We start from the raw sequence: 24316 nt of genomic DNA, 5'->3' as shown, positions 1-24316 counted from the left end.
GCCTTAAATTCGTTTCACTTTGTTTAGGTGTGAGTTTCAATGTTTCGATCATTATGAAACAAAAAAAGTCATTGGTAAATGCTTATTTGTTTCGTTTTATTGTTTTTGTTGTTTGATGTAAGTGTTTTTTGATTGCTTTGTGTGTATCTAGTTGTTTTTTAGATAGGTTTTTATAACTAAAATAAGTTCATTGTATTTCAATTTGTTTCGTTGTAGATTGGTGCAATAATAAATACGAGATGGGAATGAATATTATGAAAATTGCACAACGACTCAAATCCTGGGGAATAAAGACCTTAGCTTTAAGTACAGCAACCGGGTTGATGGCTATTAATCCTGCTTATGCTGCTGAAGAATTTTATAGTTTGAATGATTTTTTAGCGGTTAATAAAATTGATGCTCACGTACATACAAATAGTAGTAATAGCGCATTTATTGAGTTAGCAATAAAAAACAATTTTAAGTTACTTAGTATAAATGTTGATTATCCTGATTTCCCTGGCATTGATAAGCAATTAGCTATAACGACAGAGTTTAAAGCACAGCATCCTAACGTTTTAGCCTTTGCCAGTACCTTCTCAATGAGAGATTGGAACGATGAGCAATGGGGGAGTAATGTGATAACGTCTCTTAAAAGTAGTTTTGATAAAGGCGCTGTGGCGGTAAAGGTTTGGAAAAACATTGGAATGGATTTTCGTGATAAGAATAATGCGTTAATTCAGCTTAATAATTCTAAACTTACTCCTATATTCAACTTTTTATCAGATCAGGGTGTACCGCTTATTGGTCATCAAGCTGAGCCTAAAAATTGTTGGTTACCAGTATCAGAAATGACAGTAACTAATGATCAGCAATATTTCACTAATCATCCTCAATACCATATGTACTTACATCCTGAACTACCAAGTTACGAAGATCATATGCACATAAGAAATGAAGTTTTATCAAACTACCCTAAGCTGAATTTTGTAGGTGCCCATTTGGCGAGTATTGAATGGAGTGTTGACGAATTAGCGAAATTTCTTGATAGGTTTCCATTAGCTACTGTAGATATGGCAGCCCGTATGGGACAAATTCAATATCAATCAAAGCGTGGCTATAACAAGGTAAGAAACTTCTTTATCAAGTATCAAGACCGATTACTTTATGCGACAGATTTAACTCATCAACCTCAAGAACCAATAAGTGAATCATCTGCTAAAAGCTTTGCGAGTGATGTTGAAAAAAGATGGCGCTCAGATTGGGAATACTTAACAAGTGCTAATGAGATGACCACTATTGAAGTTGAAGGTAATTTTAAAGGACTTCATTTACCTAAAAAAATCATCAATAAAATTTACGAAACAAATGCGTTAAAAACTTATAAAAACGCATTTAAAGAATAAGTTAATCAACTTGGTATTAAGTAAAAAAGAACAACCATACCTTTTAATTCAGACTAACTAAAAATGAAGAGATATTATGAGCCGAACCCAACCTAAATATATAAATAGTATGTTTATATTACTGAGTGCTTTATTGTTTTCGTGTACTCAGATGACAAGTCAAAAAAGCAACACCAGTGAAGATAAGAATCTAATTGCTATAGCTAATACTGATATTACGATTGAATTTGATCAACTATTACATAGTCGAATTACATCAAACTATGATAATAAAAGTTTGGCTTTAACAGGCTTTAACGCAAGTGAATATGTAACGCTAGATGACAAACAAATAAAAGATTTCACCTATGTAGAACATCAGCTTATTGATGTGAAAGATGATATAGGTAAAGGTCAAGAACTTACACTTATTGGTCAATCTACAGAAGGGCTACAGAAAAAACTTGTTACCACCACTTATGATAAGTTTCCATCGCTTGTTTTATTTAAAGTAACTTATAAAAACACCAGTTCACAATTGTTAAAAATAACCAATTGGAAAAACAATGCGTATCAATTAATTGATACGAATCTAACGAATGCTTTTACTAAAAATAATGCTTCAAATCCTGTCGCATTTTGGTCGTATCAAGGTGCATCTTATGAAGATAGACGCGACTGGGTATTACCAATAGCTTCTGGTTTTCATCAAGAAAATTACATGGGTATGAATTCAAGCGATTACGGTAGTGGTACAGCGATTAGTGATGTTTGGCGTAAAGATGTTGGTTTAGCTGTTGGTCATGTTGAAATAACCCCTAAATTAGTATCGTTACCTGTTAAATATCATGAAATGCAAACTGGTGTTGATATTTCAGTTGATTATGATCGCGTGTTTCGTTTAGAACCAAATGAAAGCTTTGATACGTTTAATACTTTTGTAAATGTTCATCAAAAAGATTATTACCAAACCTTAGTAACTTATCGTGAAGTTATGGCACTAAAAGGGTTAAAAGCGCCAGAGTTCCCAGACTCAAGTTACGAAGCTGTATGGTGTGCATGGGGTTATGAACGTGGCTTTAACGTAGAAGAGATTCTTGCCACCTTACCTAAAGCTAAAGAGTTAGGTCTTGAATGGGCAGTATTAGACGATGGTTGGCAAACAGCAGAGGGTGATTGGTATTTACACCCTGAGAAATTCCCTAAAGGGGATGCTGATATGAAAGACTTTGTGAAGCAAATTAATGATGCAGGTTTAAAAGCAAAATTATGGTGGGCACCATTAGCTGTTGATCCGGGCACTGACTTATTACATGAACATTCCGACATGCTACTTTTAGACGAGAATGGCGCTGTAGTAGATGTTACATGGTGGAACAGTTTCTATTTATGTCCAGCATATGAAAAAACCATTCAACACAGCAAAAGCTTAGTTAAAAAAATCATGGGTGAATGGGGTTACTCAGGGTTAAAAATTGATGGTCAACACTTAAACGGTGTTCCGCCTTGTTACAACCCTAAACATAATCATGCACGACCTGAAGAATCTACCGAAAAGCTTCAAGATTATTGGAAAATGATCTACGAAACAGCTCAAGAGATCGATAAAGAGTCGATTGTAGAAATTTGCCCTTGTGGTACTTCATATGCATTTCATAACATGGCTTACATGAATCAATCAGTAAGCTCAGATCCTTTATCTTCATGGCAGATACGCCTTAAAGGTAAAACTTTAAAAGGCTTAATGGGGGAGTCGTCGCCTTACTACGGTGATCATGTTGAACTTAGTGATGATGCAAGCGATTTTGCTTCTTCTGTAGGTATAGGCGCTGTTGTAGGTACTAAATTTACTTGGCCTAAAGATAAGCATCCTGAATTAGGTTTTGTATTAACAGCAGAAAAAGAAAAGTCTTTTGCACATTGGATCGATATTTATAAAGAAAAAATGTTATCAAAAGGTGTTTATTTAGGTGCGCTATACGATATTGCTTACGACAAGCCTGAAACACATGCTATTGCTAAGGATAACGATATATATTTTGCTTTTTACGCTGAAGAGTGGAATGGCGAAGTTGAGTTAAGAGGCCTAGAAAAGGGCAAATATCAACTTGTTGATTACGTTAATAACATAGATTTAGGCACAGTGAATGTTGAAGACACTACAGTTAAACATAACGTTAACTTCAAGCAACATTTATTAATAGAAGCTAAACGTCTTGATTAATCGTAACTATACACTAGGGCATAAACTTGCCCTAGTTATGCTATTAGGATGTTTATCTTACTCTGTTCATTCGGCAAGTGTACGTAACATGCTTGATACATTTAATGCAGAGTTTGAACTCTCTTTATTACAAACATCTATTCTTGATGATGAAAGTTTATTAGAGGTAGCAGGTCACACACATGGTCATTTACCTGAGTCTTCACCAAAACTACGTTTGAGTGATTACAAAGGGAAGGTGTTATACATAGACTTTTGGGCTTCATGGTGCGGACCTTGTGTAGTTTCTATGCCATTACTCAACGATTTACGTAATACCCATAAAGATGCTGGCTTTGAAGTTATTGCTATTAATCTTGATGAGGATTTACTCTTAGCCGCTCAATTTATCAAGCAAGTGAATATTGATTATCCCGTTGTATCTGATATTCACGGCATAGTCGGTAAACAATACAAGGTTAACGGCTTACCAACCGCTTATATTATTGATGCTAATGGCAAGGTACAGTTAATACATAAAGGCTTTAAAAAATCAGATATTAACTTTATCGAAGCTGTTGTTGATAAAGCCCTTTCTGAAGTGGAATAAATCTCAAATAGTTAAATTGTATTTATAAAAAGTATATAACTCTCATTTAAGTGAAACTTGTTCAATCGTTCAAGTTTCACTTTCTGTGTTTTGTTTGTACAGTGTATTATAGGTGAATTTATTTAAACTGTATGTATATCATATTGTTAGCTCCTATTTTTCAAGTGATTCCGTTTTTGTTTGCTATATTTCGTTTTCGTCTATTTACTTTTCTTTTTGCTTTCATTATGCTTCGTTGTGTTCTGTTAATAAAATGTTTCAAATAAAAAATTCTGACGACAGATAATCAAATTAAATTTATATTTAAAATGAACATTGAGGGTGAAAAAATGATAATTACAAAGAACCAATTTAAACGCACAATATTGTCCGCTGCGATTTTGATGTCTGCAAGTAATGCGGTAGCAGAAGAAGTTGTTCCTACAGGTGAAACTGAAGTTATTCAGGTTGTGGGCGTAAGAAGTAGTTTAACGGAATCTTTAGCGAATAAAAAAGACGCTAAGTCATTAGTAGATTCTATTGCGGCTGAAGAATTAGGCCGTTTTCCTGATGATAACGTAGCTGATTCACTTTCTCATATTCCTGGTCTTACTGTTAGTAGAACGCGCGGTGGTGAAGCTCAATACGTTAATATTCGTGGTTTAGGTCCAGAATTTACAATCGTAACCCTTAATAATCGCATACTGGCAACTGATGATGGCGGAAGAAACTTTGCGTTTGATGTTATTCCATCAGAAATGATCAGTGGTGCTGATGTTTGGAAAACAGTTCAGTCAAAAAACATTGAAGGTAGTATTGGTGGTGCTGTTAATCTTAAGTCAGCCCGTCCACTTGATAACCCAGGCATGCAAGGTGCTGTATCACTTACGGGTGACTATAATGATTTTTCAGAAGAAACAGGCACTAAGTTTAATGGCGTAATCAGCAACACATTTGCTGATGATACTTTTGGTGTAATCGTTGGTTTCAGTTCTTCGAAAGGTACCGACAGAGCTGATGATATGCTTGATAATTTCTTCTTCGGTGTGAATGATGAAATTGAGTATGACGTTAACAATGATGGCAATATAACGGCTGATGAACAAAATCTAGTTATGCCAGGTTCATACGCGATTGGTTCATACGCTAAAGAGTTTGAACGTACTGGTTTTACTTCTACCTTACAATGGCGACCAAATGATCGTTTAGAACTAACTGCCGATATACTACTTACTAAATTAGAAGCTAATTCAACAGGTTTTGCTCAATCTTTCTATCTAGTAGATGAAAGTGAAGCTCAAAATCGCCTTTCAAATCTAACGTTAGATGGTAACGTTGTAACGGGCATGGATGTTTCTGACGTTACAATGGAAGTTTTAACATTAGATGAGCACCGTACCGTTGATACAAGCTTATTTGCATTAAATGCTGAATACATGGTGACTGATGCATTAACAATATCGGCTGACATTTATCGTTCAAATTCTTCTCGTGATTCAGGTGGTAAAGATACCTTTGTAGTTGCTGGTGCTCCAGGCGCGCATAGTGGCAGATATGATTTAAATGAAGGTGGATTACCGAGTTATGTACCAACATTTACTGAAGGTCGTTCATCTGATGACTTTGGTAATGAAGACTTTTCTCCTCATTATGCTGAACGTAGCGGTAGTGATATTGAAGATACGGTAACTGGCTATACTTTTGATGCAGAATGGGAATTAGATCACGATTATATAATGAGTGTTGATTTTGGCTTTGCTTATACAAGTAGAGAGAAAACTAACGAAGCTTTTGATAACTTCTCTGGTGTTGATGGTGCTTGTAATTATTGTGGTTACCCATTCACTTTTGCTGAAGTAGGTGTTGATGTAGTTCGCGCGTTCCCGTTCGATAATTTTTTCGATGGCGATGGTGCTGATATTCCACGTTCATTTCCTATTTTTAGTATCCCTGATTACAAGGCTGGTTTAGCTGCATCTGATGGGCAAACTATTACCGACTATAAAGGTGATACTAGAACATTTGGTGAGAATGAATCTGAATTATGGGAACCTAGATTTAACCCTGTAAATTCATATGACATTACAGAAGATACTACCGCTGCTTATTTTCAAGTTAACTTAGAAGGTGATAATTGGTTTGGTAATATTGGTGCGCGTTATATCAGCACTGACGTTACTGCGTCTTATGCGGTTAACGAAATATTATCTATTCAAATTGTAGATGCAAATACGGCTAACCCTTCATGGGATGTATTGTATTCAGATGGATCAGCTCAAAGCGCTGATGGTAGTTATAATAAACTTCTACCTAGCTTGAACTTTGGGATGTTTTTACAAGAAGACTTATTACTAAGAGTAGGTGCAGGACAATCATTATCTCGTCCAACACTTGATCAAATGGCACCTTTAACTACTGATAATGCTCAATCAGGCTTATTCACAATGGACATCAGTGGTAACGCAGCAATTGAACCTGTATTTGCAGACCAATTTGATTTAGCGCTTGAATGGTATTTCTCAGAAGGTAGTTTACTTAGTGGTTCTATTTTCTTAAAAGAGTTAGATGGCTTTATCACAACAAATACTACAAATAGAATGATTGCTGGTGAAAACTTTACTATTACGCAACCTATTAACGGTGATTCAGCTAAAGTAAAGGGTATTGAAATCGCTATCCAAAAATTCTTTGATAATGGTTTTGGTGTTACTGCAAGTTATGCTTATACCGACTCAAGCACTGTAGTTGATGGTGAAAGTGCTGGTCCGTTAACGGGTGTAGCTGATACGTCTTACTCATTATCATTAATTTATGAGAAAGATAAAATCAGTACACAGATTTCTTTAGATTATACGGGTGATTATGTTTCAGACTCATTTAGTCCGCTAGGTGATGATTACCAAACGACTGGTGAAGAGGTGTCTATCGTTACTGCATCATTTAACTATAACATTACTGAAGATGCACAGTTATTTATCGAAGGTAACAACCTTTTAGATGAATCTAACCGCACATTCCAAGGGCGTAGTGACATACCTGGTTCAATCCAAGTTTATGGTCGTACTCTTAAATTTGGTGCTCGTTATACGTTTTAATGATTAAACACTACATTAGTTTGTAGTGCTTTGATTTGAAGCTGTAAATTTATAAATAAAAAAAGCTGATAATATTTCTATTATCAGCTTTTTTCTTAATTTTTTGGGTAGTTAGTTGGTGCTACTTGGTTTTACGCAAGTTCTTTTTCTACAAGTATTTCACAAATAATACGCGCCCAAGCTTCAATATTATAATCGCCTGAAAGTAATTCTTTAGGTGAAAGAAAACCAACCGTTTTTAATTGGTCTTCACAAGACTCGATGCCTTCACCATCAAGTTCATGCACATAAACAACCGCTAAATGTACACGATCAACTTCAGTGTCATCAGCACACACCTTTTTTTCAAGCTCAATAGTTTTTACGATAGATGAAGTAAGGTTAACTTCTTCTTCAAGTTCACGTGCCATAGTATTAGCGAGTGATTGCTCAAGATCGATTACGCTGTTCTCAATAACTAAATCTTCTAAATCCCAATGACCACCTACAGCAACGGCGATTTTGTTATGTAAACGGCTTTCTCCGCCTTTAGACGTACGTTCGTAAGCCCAAACTTTACCTTTATGAGTAAAGATTGAAATAGGTAACAACTGACGGAAATCATCATCTTTTTCAAGCGTTGCTCTTTGACCAAGCATAAGATCACTGTTATTAAGTTTGTAATCAACAAAGCCGTGTTCACGGTGTTTTACTTTCTCGGATTTAATACAAACAATGTGCTCTTGATGTTTCTTCATTATAACTCTCAGTGTTAATTTATTAGTGCGTATGTGGGTATTATACGTGGATCAAAGGTTAGGAATAAAGACTATCAAACATAAACTTATTTTAATCTTTCTTTTAATGCAGGGTCTTTTACTCTTAACGTACATGACCACTATAAGCGTTAATTTATGAGAAGCTTTATAGCTTAGTGTATTTTCATCTAAATTAAGGCTGATATCTGGCAAGCATTATCCAGATAAAAACAGTATAATACTGCGATTAATCGCTATTATTTTTATTCACATTAACTGTAACAATTTATGAACCAAAATTCCTCAAAAGAAACCCAAGAAGACGCTCTTAAAGTTGCGAAATCTATTCAAAAGCAGGGTCAAACAAAAGAGCAAACTAAGTTGATTGCTCAAGGTATTGAAAAGGGCATAAGTGAATATAAAAAACAACAAAAAGCAAAAGCCAGAGAACGTGATAAGCAACGCAAGCAGCAGTTAAAAATAAAAAATACTGCAGGAGATAATGATTCTGATGAGCAGTCGGAACAAGATGAATTTCAATCTCCAAATAAAAGCGCTATGTTTATCGTTCTTCCATGGGGTTTGCTTATTATGAGTTGGTTTTTATTTGTTTTATATTTTACTCGATAAACTTGTAAATAGAACAAAATACCCAATTTATTACACCATACTATATCGAACAACCCTATTGCTAATCAGGATTTTATTATGCGTAAAGCGTTAGAAATATCTAACTTAAAGAAAATTTATAAAGGTGGTTTTGAAGCACTCAAAGGGATTGATTTAACTGTAAACGAAGGTGATTTTTTTGCGCTACTTGGTCCAAACGGGGCAGGTAAGTCAACATCCATTGGTATTATTACTTCGTTAGTAAATAAAACATCTGGCTCTGTGAGTGTTTTTGGTAAAAACATTGATACCGAACTTGAAGCAGCAAAGTCTTTTATTGGTTTAGTACCACAAGAATTTAACTTTAATCAGTTTGAATCGTTAATGAGAATATTAGTGAATCAAGCGGGTTACTACGGTGTTGATCGTAAAACAGCTCATGAACGTGCTGAAAAGTACTTAAAGAAGCTAGATTTATGGGATAAAAGAGATAACGCTTCACGTATGCTTTCTGGCGGTATGAAAAGACGTTTGATGATAGCGCGTGCGTTAATGCATGAACCTAAAATTTTGATTTTAGATGAACCAACTGCTGGCGTAGATATAGAGCTGCGTCGTTCTATGTGGGAGTTTCTAAAAGAGCTGAATCAACAAGGTATTACGATTATTCTAACGACTCATTATTTAGAAGAAGCTGAAATGTTGTGTCGTAACATCGCGATTATCGACAAAGGCATTATTGTGAAAAATACCGATATGAAATCGTTATTAGCTTCGCTGAATGTTGAAACCTTTATTTTAGATTTAGATAGCAAAGATTTAACTGATCATTCATCAATAGAGCTTACCGGGTTTGTTAGTCGCTTAGTGGGTGAGTGCACATTAGAAGTAGATATAGACAAGTCGCAAACGATGAATCAAATATTTACTCAATTAACTGATTTAGGCATTAATGTGAAAAGTATGCGTAATAAGAGTAACCGTTTAGAAGAGCTTTTTGTCAATATGATTAATCAGTCTCACGATTCTGTAGAGGAGAAATAAGATGAGTTCTTCAGTTAACGCTATCGCATTAAAAAGTATTTTGCATAAAGAAGTCCATCGTTTTATGCGTATTTGGATACAAACCCTTGTACCACCAGCCATTACTATTAGTTTATATTTTGTTATTTTTGGCGAATTGATTGGTTCTAGAATCGGGCAAATGGGCGGCTTTGATTACATGTCGTTTATCGTACCTGGCTTGATCATGATGAGTGTTATTACTAATTCGTACTCGAATGTTGCGTCATCTTTCTATAGTGCCAAATGGCAGCATAACATTGAAGAAATGCTGGTTGCGCCTGTACCTAACTGGGTAATTGTTGCTGGCTATGTTGGCGGCGGAATGGCACGTGGTATTTTAGTGGGCTTGATTGTTACTTTGGTTTCATTATTTTTTGTGGATATTCAAATTCATAATATTTGGGTGATCATTGCTACGGTTTTTTTAACGTCTGCTACCTTCTCTTTAGGAGGCTTAATTAATGCGATATTTGCTTCAAGCTTTGATGATATCTCTATTATTCCTACCTTTATTTTAACGCCGTTAACGTATCTTGGCGGTGTGTTTTACTCTATCAGTTTGTTGCCAGATTTTTGGCAAGGAGTATCACATGCTAATCCTATTGTTTATATGGTTAATGCATTCAGATACGGTTTTTTAGGTATTACTGATGTGAGTTTAACGATTGCCTTTTCAGTTTTAGGTTTATTTATTGTGGTTTTATATACATTAGCCATGGTGTTAATTACAAAAGGCGTAGGGTTACGTACTTAATGACTGAGCAAATGAATAAAATGGGCGACTCTAAAGCGATTATTACTAATCAAGAAGGCATACATGAAAAGCTTGAAGAGATTGTTTTAAAGCATATAAAGCACCCATTTAAAAAACCTTATCAGCAACATACACAAGATGCTTTTGCTGAAATAGATAAAGTGGTACAAGCCTTTGATGGCGAGATCATTTTAGACTCATGCTGTGGTGTTGGGCAAAGTACACGGTTACTTGCGAAACGAAACCCTAATGCGTTAGTGATAGGTGTAGATAAGTCGGCTAATCGGATTAATCGCAATGTTGATGAATTAGTGGATGAAGATAGTTGCCAAAAGGTTGATAACTTCTATTTAATTCGTGCAGACTTGAATGACTTTTATCGCTTAGTATTAGCCGCTGAATGGCCTGTTACACAACATTATGTTTTGTATCCTAATCCTTGGCCTAAATCTAAACATGTGCAGCGTCGTTGGCATGGTAGTGCAGTATTTCCTGATATGTTGAAAATAGGCCATACCATGATCTTACGCAGTAATTGGCGTTTGTATCTTGAAGAGTTTAACTTCGCGGTATCTTTACTTAACTTGAAGGGTGAGTTTTCAACAGTTAACGATATTGAACCATTAACGCCGTTTGAAGCTAAATATCTTGCTAGTCAGCAAGAATGTTTTCAATTAACGATTCAAATTAATTCTTAAGACAAATAAAAGCTAAGTGGGCGACCTTAAATGCTCACTTTACTTTTTGTTTGTGGAATGTGAAAAACTCCAATTATTAGTGTAATTGACCTCGTTTTTATAAAAACACAAAATGATATTTTATTTTATTTAATAATATCAGTTGTTTAATTTTGGTCTGAATATTGATACCTATTTTATATAAATAATAAAAAATAGGACTTCACTTATGATCCGCAAAATTAAAACCCAAGTTTTAGCCTTTTCTTTGATAGGTGTTTTAGCTTTAGAACTTAGTTTTATCTATATATCTCGGGCTTTAGCGTAATCATTACTTATAAAAGAAGAGACTTTTCAGTTAATTTTTATTAAAGTGCCGCAATAATAAAAATAACCCACCTATTATATTGATAGGTTGTTGTAAGTGATAAGTATGAAAACTAACAAGCGCAAAGCTAAAGCGACTCCAGAAGCTTTACATAGAATTTTTACCATTCCAGAAGCGCCTAATTCAACCTTAGGCTCTATTGAAAAAGAGATGTCGCAAAACCTTGCGGGATTTCTTGGTAATCATATCGCTGCGTCTAATAAAGCATTAGCCGATATAGAAAAAGACTTTGCAACTTCTGCTATTCCAGAAGATCCTAGTTTTGTGTCTGATCACATGCGCCATTTATTAGATAAACTGGTTTCTCAATCTGTTCATACCTCAAGCCCTAGCTTTATCGGGCATATGACGTCTGCATTGCCTTACTTCATTTTACCTCTGTCTAAATTGATGGTTGGGTTAAATCAAAACCTTGTAAAAGTTGAAACCTCTAAAGCATTTACCCCACTTGAACGACAAGTACTGGGCATGATGCACAGACTTGTTTATCAAGATAATGAAGCTTTTTACGACCAGTGGATGCACAGTCCTAATCATTCGTTAGGTGCGTTTTGTTCAGGTGGTACAGTCGCAAACATTACGGCTTTATGGGTTGCTCGCAATAATTTATTAAAAGCGGATGGCGACTTTAAAGGTATTGCTAAAGCAGGATTGTTTAATGCGTTAATGCATTACGGTTATAAAGGTTTAGCGATACTGGTTTCTGAACGAGGTCATTACTCACTTAAAAAATCTGCTGACATTTTAGGTATTGGTGAAGAAAGCGTTATAAAAATTCCAACCGACGAGTTTAATAAAATTGATTGCGACAAGCTACGTGAAAAGTGCCAAGAGCTTGCTGAAAAAAATATTAAAGTATTAAGTATTGTCGGTGTTGCAGGAACAACTGAAACAGGTAATGTTGACCCATTAGATGCTATGGCTGATATAGCTGAAGAATTTAGCTGTAACCTTCATGTGGATGCTGCATGGGGCGGAGCAACATTACTATCTAATAAACATCGTTCTATTCTTAAAGGCATTGAACGAGCTGACTCAGTTACTATCGATGCTCACAAGCAAATGTATATTCCTATGGGAGCTGGTTTAGTTGTTTTCAAAAATCCAGGTTCTGTTTCTTCAATTGAACATCATGCTGAATATATTTTACGTAAAGGTTCAAAAGATTTAGGTAGTCATACCCTTGAAGGATCTCGTCCAGGTATGGCAATGTTAGTTTATGCAAGTTTGCATGTTATTAGCCGACAAGGTTATGAAATGCTAATCAATCAGAGTATCGATAAAGCGAACTACTTTGCTAATAGTATTGATATGCATGATGATTTTGAACTGATCACACGGCCAGAACTTTGTTTATTAACTTATCGTTACGTGCCTAAAGTTGTACAGCAATACCTTGCAACAGCGACTGTTGACCAACAAGATGAAATTAATAATTTATTGCATAAACTCACTAAGTTTATTCAAAAGCGTCAACGTGAAAATGGTAAGTCATTTGTTTCTAGAACACGTATTGAAGTATCGCGCTATCAAGGCAACAAGATTTTAGTGTTTAGAGTGGTATTAGCTAATCCGTTAACATCAGAAGAAATTCTACAATCTATTCTTGCAGAACAATGTGTTTTAGCCAACGAAAGTAAAGACTTCTTACCTGAATTATTACGCATTTGTAGTTAATTCGTTTCCATATTTACAATCAAGCCATCCATTAATCTGAGTTTATTCTTTTGGCTATAACTATTAGTTGTAGCCTAAAGGCACAGAATTTATAGATTAATCGCTGTAGGTATCGCTTAGTTATCATCTGACGACTGAGCTAACGAGTCGATTTTACATATCGAACCATACGTTATATTCACGCTACACTCAGATACCTCATATCCCTACAAAGCATAATTGCTTGCACCGACATTTCAAATTCATGTTATTTGTATTTGATGACAAAATACTCACTACTTTATTCGCCTGATCAAAAATAATTTCATGTTTGATCATTTATTATTACATGAATTTTTTTAACTGGTTTCATCATGAAATCAGCGAAATCTTATGCCTGAAAAATAAGTGAGGTATTTGAAATTTATTTAATATCAATCGTTTATGTTTTTATATTGGATATGTTTATACGGTTTTATAATTTGAATTTATTAAATGACACTAGTAGCTCTGCTTTCGTTGATCTTTCGTTGTGGTTTCATAAGTGTTTCAAGTAGGTTTTTTTGTTGATTTATGTAATTAGGTCTGTAATACTACATCCATAGTTACATTAACTTTAGGTGGTGATTTATGGAACAGTTCAATAATAACGTTGTATCGCAGTCAGCAGCACAAGATCAAATGAATTACGCAGTGATAGAAGAACAACTTCTTGAAGCAAATAAGAAGATTGAAGAGTTAGAATCTGCATTAGCATGGTCATCACGCGCATACGAATAAAGTTTCGGGGAAATATCAATTCCAATAATATATAACCTGAACTCTGGATAAGCAGTTATGCCTAATATTGTTATTTAACCCTCTAACGTCGTTATTTTTATTGCTAATAGCCAGCTATTAGTCAAGAAAAATGCCTTGTTATAGAATTAAATTCCAACATTAGGAGAGTAATAAATCATTTAAACAAATGGTGTTGCAATAATTTACTTATAAAGTATTTAAAATCAATACATTACAAAACCCATTATCTAGAGTTCAGGTTATATAGATACTGTCTACTGATTTGATGTGCAGGTTATTTGACTTGTCATTAAATCCACATAAAAGATAGATCATATTTTAATTGGAATGGTATAAACAAAAAAGCTGAACGTTAGGAATAACGTTCAGCTTTTTTATTATCTTATCATTGCTTTAAAAGCAGTATTTTTTGATTGGATTAAAATATCGCAGGTAAGCTGAATCTTAGGTTATCGATTAAACGAGCTTTACCACAATATGCTGCAGCTAAAATAACAATATCGGTATCATCTTCGCTCGCAGGTTGTAAGGTTTTTGCATTACAAACATGAATATAATCAGTTTTCAAACCAGCATTGTTTATATAAAGTGCAGCTGTTTTTGCTAAACCAATAAAATCGTTACCATTCTTTAATTCTTTAGCTAACCATTGGATATTTTGACTTAATGCTGGTGCAATTTTTAACTCTTCTTCTGTTAAATAACCATTTCTAGAGCTTAGTGCTAAACCTGAATCTTCTCTGATAGTTTCAACAGGAATAATTTTAATCGGCATAGATAAGTCTTCAACCATAGTCTCAATTACTTGAACTTGTTGATAGTCTTTCAAACCAAAACAAGCAATGTCTGGTTGTACTAAGTTAAATAGCTTACAAACTATGGTTGAAACGCCTCTGAAATGCCCTGGGCGGCTTTCACCGCAATAGCCTTCAGAAACTGTAGGTACTTCAACGAAAGTCTGTTTATCTAAGCCCTTAGGGTAAATAATCTCAGGTGTGGGAGTGAATAATAAATCAGTTCCTTCTGCAGCAAGTTTTTGTTGGTCGGCTTCCATGGTTCTAGGGTAGTTATCAACATCTTCATTTGCACCAAATTGCATTGGATTGATGAAGATACTGGCAACAATTTTATCTGCATGTTTGTGAGCTTCTGTTACCAATGAAATATGGCCAGCATGCAAGTTTCCCATAGTAGGAACAAAACCAACTTTTAAACCTTGTTGACGCCATTCACTAACTATTTGGCGTAAATCATTTATGTTATCAACAGTTTTCATCTAAATTCCGTTATTCAAATATATGTTCTTGGCCAGGAAAGTTACCTAGCGATACTTCTTTAATATAAAGCTCAATGGCTTTTTTGATGTCGCCAGTGTCTACTAAAAAGTTACGTGAAAACTTAGGCATGTAACTGAACGAAATGCCTAAGGCATCGTGCATTACTAATATTTGACCATCAGTATCTTTACCTGCGCCAATACCTATTGTAGGAATTGAAACAGCTTCAGTAATGGCTTTACCTAAACTTGCAGGAATACATTCTAATACTAAAAGTTGAGCGCCTGCAGCTTCTAATTGTTTAGCATGTTCGATCATTTCTAATGCTTTGTCTTGGTTACGACCTTGTACTCTAAAGCCGCCAAATACATTCACTGACTGCGGTGTTAAACCTAAGTGTGCACATACTGGAATACCACGTTCAACAAGCTTTTGAATAGTTTCAACTAACCAGCTCCCACCTTCCATTTTTACCATGCTAGCGCCTGCTTGCATAAGCTTAGTTGCGTTAACAAAGGCTTGCTCTGTTGTTGCGTAACTCATAAATGGCATGTCAGCAATCACTAAGCTACTTTCAACACCGTTGCGTACTGATTTTGTATGGTAAGCCATATCATCAATACTTACAGGTAAGGTATCGTTCTCACCTTGCAGTACCATACCAAGAGAATCGCCAATTAAAATAGCGTGTATGCCTGCTTGATCAAACAATTTGGCAAAACTTGCATCATATGCAGTAATTGTTGAAATTTTTTCGCCTTGTTGTTTCATTTTGATCAGGGTTGAAGTTGTGATCTTTGCCATAACGATTTCCAGTACAGTGTTATTTAAATAGGGAGATTATGTTAGCTTAATTTACTATGAAATTTTAGCCCGTTAGAGGGGATATTCTTGCTCAAATTTTCTATGCTATCGCCATCAGGAAGACAGAGGTCTGGCGCTATTTCATTCAGAGGAATAAGAACAAATTCTCTTTCTTTTAAGCCGTAATGTGGCACGACTAATCGCTCTGAATTGATCACGTTATTATCGTATAAAAGTATATCAAGGTCTAAAACACGTGGTCCCCAACGATTATCTTTTCTTACTCTACCTGCTTGGTTTTCAATTTTTTGTAAGGCGTCTAATAAAGCAATAGCTGAAAGCGATGTATCTAATCGAGCAACGGCATTCATATAGTCAGGCTGGTCTTGAGGTCCCATAGGCCGACTATAATAAAGAACGGAAATGCTGAACATCACCGTTCTTTCTATCGTTTGAAGCGCATCAACGGCGTTTCTTATTTGTTGCTCAGGGTTTTCTAAATTACTGCCTAAGCCGATATATGCCGTGACCATTTATTCGCTTTCTGTTGTATTAACTGCAGTTTTTGCTTTTGGCTTACGCTTTTTACGAGGTGAGCGTTTAGTCGTTGAGCGACTATAGACAACACTTTTTATCATCTGCTCTCTAGTTTCAGGAGGAGTAACTTGGAAGTCAGTCCACCATTTTGCTAATTCAGCTAATTCTGGTGAGTTAACTCCTTCTATTTCAGAACGTAACAGTAGGAAGTCGTAACCTGCTCTAAATTTAGGATGTTCAAACGCCTTATAAGCTCTTTTACCTTCACGACGAGATAACTTGTCTTGTAGTATTAGAATGTCTTTCATCACGCCTTGGAAGCGCTTAGGGATGCCTATGCTACGTTGTTGCTCAGACATTATTTCACTCATTGCTGAGAAAAATGCATCTTGAGGCGTTAAATGCGCGGTTTCATTTAATGCTTTTATTTGTTCTTGTAACGGATACCAAAGCATAGCTGCAAATAAAAATGCAGGTGTTACACGTTGTTCGTTGTTAATTCTTTCATCGGTGTTTTGTAGTGCTTTCGTAATGAAAGGCAATAAATAAACTTCAGTCTCTTGATTAAGCACTTGATCAACTAATGGGAAGAAGTGTTTAAATAAACTGTATTCGCGAAGCATATTGAAGTTAGCTTCAGCTTTACCTGACATAAATAATTTTAAGAACTCTTCAAACATTCTTGCTGGTGGAATATTTTCTAGCAACGAACCTAGCTCTTTAATCGGCGCTTTGGTTTCAGAGCTAATTTCCATATCCAGTTTAGTTGCAAAGCGTATTGCTCTTAACATACGTACTGGATCTTCACGATAGCGAGTTTCAGGGTCGCCAATCAGTCTTATCTGCTTAGCGTTTATATCGGCTATACCGTTAGCAAAATCGTGAACAGTAAAATCTTTCGCTGAATAGTAAAGGGCGTTGATTGTAAAGTCTCTGCGCTCGGCATCTTCATCAATCGAACCATAAATATTGTCGCGTAGTAACATACCTTCATCACTTTGCTTAGATACTTTAGAGGCGCTATCGTCTTTAGTGGAGTCGTGATGTCCTCTAAATGTCGCAACTTCTATAATTTCACGACCAAATACAATATGAGCTAATCTAAATCGTCGACCGATCAAACGACAGTTTCTAAACAAGCCTTTAATTTCTTCAGGCGTAGCATTGGTAACTATGTCGAAATCTTTAGGAGTCACGCCTAATAAAATATCACGTACGCCGCCACCAACAAGGTATGCATCGTAACCACCGCTATTTAATCGGTAGAGAACTTTTAGGGCACTATTACTCATCAGCTTACGTGATACGGGGTGCTGATCTCTGGTTAGTACCGTAGGCTCTGTTGATGTAGGAGCTTTAGATTTTCTAGAAGTACTTTTTTTAAGTACTCGTTTGCATAAGTTGATAACGCTTTTGATAGTGCAGGCCTTAGAAAGTGGATAAAGGAAATAATTAAATTAGAATTCTTCGTTATATAGCTAATGATATAACACAGTGCTTAAAAATAGAATGAAAACAGTACATTTTCCAACATTGAGAAGTCTATTATATAGCTATTTCTTTCTTTTGGGTGATTTTACTGATCGACCAGTGACTTATTGCCCATTTTATAATGCTTTCTACTGGTTCAAATATCAGATCTTCAGGCGGATTTTGGCCCAAATAATGTAGAGCAGCGATAAGGGCGGGTTGAGGATTTTTATTGTTTATAGCGGGTGCTTTATTCTGTTTACTTAATTTGTAGCCATCTTGCGTTACAGCTAATGGAATATGACTGTAAATTGGAGCTTTTACGTTTAATACGTTAAAGAAACTTAGTTGTCGTAATGTGGGCTCTAATAAATCACAGCCTCTTACAACATGGGTAATATTTTGAAAAATGTCATCAACCACTACAGCCAATTGGTAGGCAAATAAACCATCTTTTCTGACTAAGGTAAAGTCTTCCGCCGCAGAGCTTTGATCACCAATATATTGACCTTGAATTGTGTCGTTAAATTCAAATATGCCAACATTATTCACTAAGCGAGTTGCGTTATTCGTGGCCGGTAAATGTAAAGCACGACAGATTGAAGAGTATATGCCGCCTAGCTTTTTTATTTGCGCACGTGTGCATTGGCAATTATAAGTAAGCTGTTTATCTGCTAATTGTTGTAATGTTTGTTGGTAATGCTGCGATTGCTGGCTTTGATATAAAATATCTTCGTCCCAATGTAACCCATAAGCTTCTAAAGTATTGAGGATTTCTGAGCTGGCTCCGACTAATTCTCTAGGCGGATCTATGTCTTCAATGCGAACAAGCCAAGTGCCGTGATGATGTTTAGCGTCTAAATAGCTAGCAAGTGCAGTAACTAAAGAGCCAAAGTGGAGTAAACCAGAGGGGGAAGGAGCAAAACGACCACGATATGATAATGGTGGTCGTTTATTATCAAGATTTACCATAAGTAAACCAAATTACTAAAGTGAGGCTAAAGTAATTAAGCAGGAATTAACCTGCCATTTGGCGTTCTTTGATTTCTTGAAGTGTTTTACATTCAATACATAAATCTGCAGTTGGACGCGCTTCTAAACGACGAATACCAATTTCAATACCACAAGACTTACAGAAGCCGAAATCATCGTCTTCAATTAATTGTAAAGTTTTTTCAATTTTCTTGATAAGTTTACGTTCACGGTCACGCGTACGTAATTCTAAACTGAATTCTTCTTCTTGAGCTGCGCGATCTACAGGGTCAGGAAAATTAGCAGCTTCGTCTTGCATGTGAGTAACTGTACGATCAACTTCTTGACGTAATTGTGAGCGCCAAGCATCTAAAATCAATCTAAAATGCTTAAGTTGAGGCTCGCCCATATATTCTTCGTCAGGCTTTTCTTGGTAAGGTTGTACACCTGCTAATGCCAGAAGTCCTAATGCTTTATTTGCTGCGTTTGGCATGCTTTATCTCCTAAATACGACTTAACTTTTATTGTAATAATGTTATTAAAATAACTTACTACAATTTAAATTATAGTTACGGCCTATGTTCTAGGCGTTAAATATCCCAACTATATGGTGTTTCACTTGTAAAAAAACAAGCTTTTTTATACAAAAAATAAATTTAATTAGCTTAATCAATTAGTTAAGGATTAAATTCATAAAAACACAGTTTGTAGCTAATTTTTAACATGACCTTTTAGCAGTCTTTCAACGCCTGAGTCAATCTTTTTCATGCTTTATACCATATAAACTCGCTTTAAACTAAAGTCAGCTATTGGTTGAGTTTATAAAAATTTAATAAAGGTACATGATATTCGATAACCGTAACTCCAGCCTTTTGGGCTTGTACAAATAATTGAGCGTATTTATTGTCGATATGTTCTGCAGGTAATACAGATTTAATACCTGAATGCATTACGGCAAAAATTAATACGGAACATTCACCATTAACCACTACATTCATTAATTCAGAGAGATGCTTTTGTCCGCGCACGGTTGAAGTGTCGGGAAAATAGCCTTGAACCTCTTCTAGCAATGTTGCGCTTTTTACTTCTACGTAATGATCGGGTTTGTCGGCATAACTTAATAAGATATCAATTTTACTGTTTTCTACACCGTATTTAACTTCACGCTTTAATTCAGTAAAACCTGTTAATGCTTTAATTTCATCATTTTCTATTGCAGCTTGAACAAATACATTGGCTTGGTGAGTATTAACACAAATAAGATCACCATTGGCTTTCTCTGTTAATTCCCAGCTGAAAGGGTACTTTCTTTTTTTGTTATCAGAGGTGCTATACCAAACCGTATCACCTGGGCTACCACAACCACTCATTGCTCCAGTATTGGCAACATGCATAGTTGTTTCTTCGCCGTTTTCTAAAATCACATCAGCAAGGAAGCGTTTATAACGTTTAATGAGTGTGGCTTTACGTAGCGTGATTTTTTGCGTCATAGTTTATTTACGGTTTTTAAAAGTAGGAGAGGATAGTACCTTAAGTTAATTATAAATAGTTAAAATAGAGCCGAAAAAAGCAATACAGAAGTCATCATAAGTTTTGTTTTTTCTCTGTAGAACCTAAACACTCACTGCGAACTTGCGTTACTTATGTTATAACGCCTGTAACTTTGTTTTAGCTATATTTCTCATGACTCAAAACTTTCCAATAGATGCGATTAAAGATGAATTTCTTGATGCGCTTACACAACATAATACGTTGATTTTAACGGCTCCTCCTGGTGCAGGTAAGTCAACGCGTTTACCTTTATGGCTATTGTCGTTAGAGCAATATCAGCATAAGAAAATCTATTTATTACAACCACGTCGTGTCGCGGCTAAAAATATCGCCTGCTATTTAAGTGAGCAAATAGGTGAGCCAGTTGGGCAAACTATTGGTTATCGATTAAAGAATGAATCTAAGGTTTCAAGCAATACACGTTTAGAAGTGATCACTGAAGGTATTTTAACGCAAATTATTCAGAACGATCCTGAGCTTAGCGGCTGTGGATTAGTAATTTTAGATGAATTTCATGAACGCTCATTACATGGCGATTTAGCTTACGCGTTAGCAAGGGATGTGCAGCAAGCGCTAAGAGACGATTTACAGCTCGTCATTATGTCGGCTACCTTGGCGGTAAAGTCGTTAACCGAAAAGTTACCTGATGCGATAACGCTAGCAAGTGAAGGACGTAGTTATCCTGTTGATATCGAATATTCTCCTGTTTTAAATACTAAACGTCTTCAACAAGGTTATTCATCGGCAAAGCAATGGCGAGAGTATGCGTTAAAAGTTATTGCTGAACAAGCGGTTGAACATCAAGGGTCTATTTTAGTGTTTTTACCTGGTGTTGCAGACATCAAATACTTATGTGAACAGTTGGCTTATAACTTACCTAAAAGCATGCAGCTTTGTCCTTTATACGGTGAGCTCTCTTTGGCTGAACAACAAAAAGCGATAGCACCTTTAACTAATGGTGAACGTAAACTTGTACTTGCCACTAATATTGCAGAAACCAGTTTAACGATTGAAGGCGTGACCTTAGTTATTGATTGTGGTTTTGAAAAAACAGCCATTTATGATCCTAAAAGCTTAACCAATAAACTACAGCAACATACTATTTCTAAAGCTTCGGCTATTCAAAGGGCAGGGCGTGCTGGTCGATTAAGCGCTGGTAAGTGCTTACGTTTATATAGCCAAGAGGACTTTAGCCGACGTGACGAAAATAGTAAGAGTGAAATTCAACAAGCTGATTTATTACCTTTTGTGATTGAAGCTGCACGTTGGGGCGTTACTCAATTATCTGATTTACCTTTGATTGAGTTACCCTCACCAGTAAAAGAGCAACAAGCTTGGCAAGAGCTACAATCGTTAAATATTGTCAGTGAAAATAATCAATTAACATCACATGGTAAAGCGGTTGCTAAAGTATCTTGCCATCCACGTTATGCCCATATGATTATTATGGCAAAGACCTTAGAAGATAAATATAAAGAGAAGGGCTTATTGTCTTTAGCGTGCTTAATCGCGGCAATGTTAGAAGAACGAGATGTTTTCTCTCGAGATCAGGGGCGTTTTAATTGTAATTTAGTGCATAGAATTGACGGTTTATTACATGAAAAAATTCGAGGGCATAGTGCTTATCAAATTTTTAAACAAGCCAATCAATTAGCAAAAAAATTCAGCCATAGTGTTAAGTCTTCTAGCTCATTATCTGTTCATTATGCGGGGGTATTATTAGCATTAGCTTATCCAGAGCGAATAGCTAAATATCGTTATGACACTAATGCTCAATCAACAAGTAAATCCAGCCAGCAAACGGGCGAATATGTAACTACAGCGGGTAAAGGCATTACAATAAACCTTGAAGATGCTTTATTAGGTGAAACCTATATTGTTGCCGCACAAGTAAGCGAAGTGCAAATACGAACACCGCAAACAAGAGGCTTACCTAATATGATGGTACAGCTTGCTGCTCCTGTGGATATTGAACAGCTTATTGAGTGGGATATTGTTCAAACCGCTGACGAAATTATTACTACCTATAACGCCAAAGTAGATCGAATTACTGCGCAAAAACTAACAAAAGTAAATGCTTTGGTGATTGATGAAAGAGCATCGCCTGAACAGCTCAGTAATGATTTGGTTGCACAGTTATGGTCGAAAGAATTAGTCAAACAAGGTTTAAGTCTTCTAGCATTAAAAGACCAAGACAAAGCGTTATTATTAAGATGGCGCTGGTTAACTTTATACAACAAAAGCTTAGATTTACCGTGTGTAGATGAAGCCAGTTTATTGGCAAGCAGTGATACTTGGTTTCTGCCTTTTGTAGGTGATATAAAAAGTAAAAAGCAGTTAAATAAGTGTGATTTCTCTGAGATGTTTTTATCGCTGTTAAGTTATCAGCAACAACAAACCTTAGTAAAAGCAGCACCTGAATACTTTATCGGTCCTACTAAAAGACGATGTGCTATTCGTTATACAGACGAACGTTTACCTATAGTGTCGCTCCCTATGCAAGAGCTTTATGGCTTAACATCAACACCCTGTGTAGGAACAGTTGGTCATAATGAAAACGGAAATAATGAGACGAGTGATAAAGGCGCTATTCCTTTAGTACTTGAAATTTTATCTCCAGCAAAAAGACCTATTCAAGTGACACAAGATTTAGCCGCATTTTGGCAAGGGAGTTATAAGGCAGTGCAAAAGGATATGAAATCTCAATACCCACGCCATTTCTGGCCTGATGACCCAGTGAACGCCAAAGCAACGCGTCAAACTAAGCGTCATTTGATGAAAGACTAATTTGAGCTAACATGAACTTTACTTAAGTTTGGTTGATGTTAGCTAAATTTACTTAACCTCAACTTGGATTGAGGTTAGTTATTGTTAAGTCTTAGATTAATACAATTAAGAAGCTACCTTAGTGAATAGGTGAACTTAGTTCTAAGCCTTTACTCATATAAATGTCGTCGTATTTTACACCGCCATTTCCATAGGGTTTATTTTTAGGGCCTGTATTACAAATCGCCATAAAGTGCGTAAGTGCTTGTTCACGCTTCATTCTAAAGTTGGCATCAGTAAATACTTTCTGTTGGGTTTTGAACTCGCCACCTTTTACATATAAGTCGTAACTTTGGCCGCCATCTTTAAGTGGTGAGTTATTGATAACGTACCATATCTCATACCATTGACCTTCCTGCAAAGGCTCTGCTTTATTACCTGTTTCAGGGTTTACTATCGATTTGTATTTTTTATGCGCACCACTTAATACCATTAATGAACCATCGTTTTTTGATCCGTCAGACTCTTTTTTATCTGTAATACGTATCATAGGTTCAAAGGCGTTATAGTTTTCTGTTTTGATTTTTTCAGGTGTTAAGTTACTTAATCCAAAAGAGTGATTATTAGGAAAGTATTCAACGTTAACACGGGTATAAAAAGTATAGGTTTCACCAACATTTACTGAAACAGGTAGGGGAAGAATACTAAGCGCTTTTCTATTGCCAACAACACCTTCAGCTGCGGGTTTTCTTAATAAGTATTTATTATTCTGATCTGACTCGCTTTTAATAATGGTTACTTGTGGATTTTTGATAAAGGGTTTTGTTTCGTTTTGAACGTCAGCATTTACCCAATTATTGATAGATGTTGGTGATTCAAAGTTATCTACTAGCAACCAATGATTACCTTGATGGGCAAATACATTTGAAGTAAAAAATACTGCTAATAGTAAGCTAAATATTGTTGTCGAATTTATACGTATTCTAGAAATCATAATTAGT

20 protein-coding genes are annotated in these 24316 nt (G+C 35.8%); 11 read left to right on the top strand and 9 right to left on the bottom strand.

Translation table 11 applies throughout. The annotated features are described in order from the left end of the window. Positions 1-245 precede the first annotated feature (245 nt). The 4 genes from ACPUVN_RS13990 (at position 246) to ACPUVN_RS13975 (ending at position 7251) form a co-directional block, all read left to right on the top strand. On the top strand, positions 246-1385 hold the full coding sequence (locus tag ACPUVN_RS13990; protein WP_426369273.1) for an amidohydrolase family protein: 1140 nt from the start codon (positions 246-248) through the stop codon (positions 1383-1385). Between the two features lie 76 nt (positions 1386-1461). After that, on the top strand, positions 1462-3588 hold the full coding sequence (locus ACPUVN_RS13985) for a glycoside hydrolase family 36 protein (RefSeq protein ID WP_426359718.1): 2127 nt from the start codon (positions 1462-1464) through the stop codon (positions 3586-3588). Beyond that, on the top strand, positions 3581-4177 hold the full coding sequence (locus tag ACPUVN_RS13980; protein ID WP_426359719.1) for a TlpA family protein disulfide reductase: 597 nt from the start codon (positions 3581-3583) through the stop codon (positions 4175-4177). The genes ACPUVN_RS13985 and ACPUVN_RS13980 overlap by 8 nt, the downstream gene beginning before the upstream one ends. A gap of 329 nt (positions 4178-4506) precedes the next feature. After that, on the top strand, positions 4507-7251 hold the full coding sequence (locus ACPUVN_RS13975; protein ID WP_426359720.1) for a TonB-dependent receptor: 2745 nt from the start codon (positions 4507-4509) through the stop codon (positions 7249-7251). A gap of 131 nt (positions 7252-7382) precedes the next feature. Here ACPUVN_RS13975 and ACPUVN_RS13970 read toward each other — a convergent pair whose 3' ends face one another. Continuing rightward, complete coding sequence (locus tag ACPUVN_RS13970) at positions 7383-7988, bottom strand: NUDIX domain-containing protein (protein WP_426359721.1); 606 nt, start codon at positions 7986-7988, stop codon at positions 7383-7385. Between the two features lie 288 nt (positions 7989-8276). On the opposite strand from ACPUVN_RS13970, the gene ACPUVN_RS13965 reads away from it, so the two are divergent. The 6 genes from ACPUVN_RS13965 (at position 8277) to ACPUVN_RS13940 (ending at position 13917) form a co-directional block, all read left to right on the top strand. Next, a complete protein-coding gene (locus ACPUVN_RS13965; RefSeq protein ID WP_426369272.1) occupies positions 8277-8618 on the top strand; it encodes a DUF2956 domain-containing protein in 342 nt (113 codons plus the stop codon). A 78-nt stretch (positions 8619-8696) separates the two neighbouring features. Further along, a complete protein-coding gene (locus tag ACPUVN_RS13960; protein ID WP_426369271.1) occupies positions 8697-9641 on the top strand; it encodes an ABC transporter ATP-binding protein in 945 nt (314 codons plus the stop codon). Position 9642: 1 nt separating this feature from the next. After that, positions 9643-10416, top strand: a complete 774-nt coding sequence (locus ACPUVN_RS13955; RefSeq protein ID WP_426369270.1) for an ABC transporter permease — start codon at positions 9643-9645, stop codon at positions 10414-10416. Further along, entirely contained in the window at positions 10416-11114 is a 699-nt protein-coding gene (trmB, locus tag ACPUVN_RS13950) for a tRNA (guanine(46)-N(7))-methyltransferase TrmB (RefSeq protein ID WP_426359725.1), read from the top strand. Before ACPUVN_RS13955 ends, trmB begins: the two co-directional genes overlap by 1 nt. 412 nt (positions 11115-11526) lie before the next feature. Beyond that, positions 11527-13158, top strand: a complete 1632-nt coding sequence (gene panP / locus ACPUVN_RS13945) for a pyridoxal-dependent aspartate 1-decarboxylase PanP (protein WP_426369269.1) — start codon at positions 11527-11529, stop codon at positions 13156-13158. Between the two features lie 609 nt (positions 13159-13767). Continuing rightward, positions 13768-13917 (top strand): hypothetical protein, encoded by a 150-nt coding sequence (locus ACPUVN_RS13940; RefSeq protein ID WP_426359726.1) that lies wholly within the window; start codon positions 13768-13770, stop codon positions 13915-13917. Positions 13918-14356: 439 nt separating this feature from the next. Here the strand turns inward: ACPUVN_RS13940 and panC are convergent, their stop codons facing one another. The 7 genes from panC to sfsA all read right to left on the bottom strand — a co-directional run bounded on the left by panC (position 14357) and on the right by sfsA (position 20488). After that, positions 14357-15214 (bottom strand): pantoate--beta-alanine ligase, encoded by an 858-nt coding sequence (panC, locus tag ACPUVN_RS13935; RefSeq protein ID WP_426369268.1) that lies wholly within the window; start codon positions 15212-15214, stop codon positions 14357-14359. Between the two features lie 10 nt (positions 15215-15224). Next, complete coding sequence (panB, locus tag ACPUVN_RS13930) at positions 15225-16019, bottom strand: 3-methyl-2-oxobutanoate hydroxymethyltransferase (RefSeq protein ID WP_426359728.1); 795 nt, start codon at positions 16017-16019, stop codon at positions 15225-15227. Positions 16020-16060: 41 nt separating this feature from the next. After that, positions 16061-16552 (bottom strand): 2-amino-4-hydroxy-6-hydroxymethyldihydropteridine diphosphokinase, encoded by a 492-nt coding sequence (gene folK / locus ACPUVN_RS13925; protein ID WP_426359729.1) that lies wholly within the window; start codon positions 16550-16552, stop codon positions 16061-16063. Next, entirely contained in the window at positions 16553-17962 is a 1410-nt protein-coding gene (gene pcnB / locus ACPUVN_RS13920; protein WP_426370573.1) for a polynucleotide adenylyltransferase PcnB, read from the bottom strand. Positions 17963-18101: 139 nt separating this feature from the next. Next, positions 18102-18998 (bottom strand): tRNA glutamyl-Q(34) synthetase GluQRS, encoded by an 897-nt coding sequence (gluQRS, locus tag ACPUVN_RS13915; protein WP_426359731.1) that lies wholly within the window; start codon positions 18996-18998, stop codon positions 18102-18104. A 46-nt stretch (positions 18999-19044) separates the two neighbouring features. Then, positions 19045-19491, bottom strand: a complete 447-nt coding sequence (dksA, locus tag ACPUVN_RS13910; RefSeq protein ID WP_426359732.1) for an RNA polymerase-binding protein DksA — start codon at positions 19489-19491, stop codon at positions 19045-19047. Positions 19492-19804: 313 nt separating this feature from the next. After that, positions 19805-20488 (bottom strand): DNA/RNA nuclease SfsA, encoded by a 684-nt coding sequence (gene sfsA, locus ACPUVN_RS13905; RefSeq protein ID WP_426359733.1) that lies wholly within the window; start codon positions 20486-20488, stop codon positions 19805-19807. A gap of 193 nt (positions 20489-20681) precedes the next feature. Here sfsA and hrpB point away from each other — a divergent pair, with 193 nt between their 5' ends. After that, positions 20682-23336 carry an ATP-dependent helicase HrpB gene (gene hrpB / locus ACPUVN_RS13900; RefSeq protein WP_426359734.1) on the top strand — a complete coding sequence of 885 codons (2655 nt, stop codon included), beginning with the start codon at positions 20682-20684 and terminating at the stop codon, positions 23334-23336. 118 nt (positions 23337-23454) lie between these two features. Here hrpB and ACPUVN_RS13895 read toward each other — a convergent pair whose 3' ends face one another. After that, entirely contained in the window at positions 23455-24309 is an 855-nt protein-coding gene (locus tag ACPUVN_RS13895) for a hypothetical protein (RefSeq protein ID WP_426369267.1), read from the bottom strand. Positions 24310-24316: the final 7 nt, after the last annotated feature.

Origin of the sequence: Pseudocolwellia antarctica (genome assembly GCF_049933045.1) — a bacterium.
Classification (GTDB): Bacteria; Pseudomonadota; Gammaproteobacteria; order Enterobacterales; family Alteromonadaceae; genus Pseudocolwellia.
This window is presented reverse-complemented; position numbering and strand designations above follow the sequence as displayed.

Excerpts from the sequence above, each read along its gene's own strand:
- hrpB (WP_426359734.1), top strand. The coding sequence starts at position 20,682 with ATGACTCAAAACTTTCCAATAGATGCGATTAAAGATGAATTTCTTGAT.
- gluQRS (WP_426359731.1), bottom strand. The coding sequence starts at position 18,998 with ATGGTAAATCTTGATAATAAACGACCACCATTATCATATCGTGGTCGT.
- ACPUVN_RS13955 (WP_426369270.1), top strand. The coding sequence starts at position 9,643 with ATGAGTTCTTCAGTTAACGCTATCGCATTAAAAAGTATTTTGCATAAA.
- panC (WP_426369268.1), bottom strand. The coding sequence starts at position 15,214 with ATGAAAACTGTTGATAACATAAATGATTTACGCCAAATAGTTAGTGAA.
- ACPUVN_RS13985 (WP_426359718.1), top strand. The coding sequence starts at position 1,462 with ATGAGCCGAACCCAACCTAAATATATAAATAGTATGTTTATATTACTG.
- ACPUVN_RS13990 (WP_426369273.1), top strand. The coding sequence starts at position 246 with ATGAATATTATGAAAATTGCACAACGACTCAAATCCTGGGGAATAAAG.
- folK (WP_426359729.1), bottom strand. The coding sequence starts at position 16,552 with ATGGTCACGGCATATATCGGCTTAGGCAGTAATTTAGAAAACCCTGAG.
- trmB (WP_426359725.1), top strand. The coding sequence starts at position 10,416 with ATGACTGAGCAAATGAATAAAATGGGCGACTCTAAAGCGATTATTACT.
- dksA (WP_426359732.1), bottom strand. The coding sequence starts at position 19,491 with ATGCCAAACGCAGCAAATAAAGCATTAGGACTTCTGGCATTAGCAGGT.
- panP (WP_426369269.1), top strand. The coding sequence starts at position 11,527 with ATGAAAACTAACAAGCGCAAAGCTAAAGCGACTCCAGAAGCTTTACAT.
- panB (WP_426359728.1), bottom strand. The coding sequence starts at position 16,019 with ATGGCAAAGATCACAACTTCAACCCTGATCAAAATGAAACAACAAGGC.
- ACPUVN_RS13970 (WP_426359721.1), bottom strand. The coding sequence starts at position 7,988 with ATGAAGAAACATCAAGAGCACATTGTTTGTATTAAATCCGAGAAAGTA.
- ACPUVN_RS13940 (WP_426359726.1), top strand. The coding sequence starts at position 13,768 with ATGGAACAGTTCAATAATAACGTTGTATCGCAGTCAGCAGCACAAGAT.
- sfsA (WP_426359733.1), bottom strand. The coding sequence starts at position 20,488 with ATGACGCAAAAAATCACGCTACGTAAAGCCACACTCATTAAACGTTAT.
- ACPUVN_RS13960 (WP_426369271.1), top strand. The coding sequence starts at position 8,697 with ATGCGTAAAGCGTTAGAAATATCTAACTTAAAGAAAATTTATAAAGGT.
- ACPUVN_RS13965 (WP_426369272.1), top strand. The coding sequence starts at position 8,277 with ATGAACCAAAATTCCTCAAAAGAAACCCAAGAAGACGCTCTTAAAGTT.
- ACPUVN_RS13975 (WP_426359720.1), top strand. The coding sequence starts at position 4,507 with ATGATAATTACAAAGAACCAATTTAAACGCACAATATTGTCCGCTGCG.
- ACPUVN_RS13895 (WP_426369267.1), bottom strand. The coding sequence starts at position 24,309 with ATGATTTCTAGAATACGTATAAATTCGACAACAATATTTAGCTTACTA.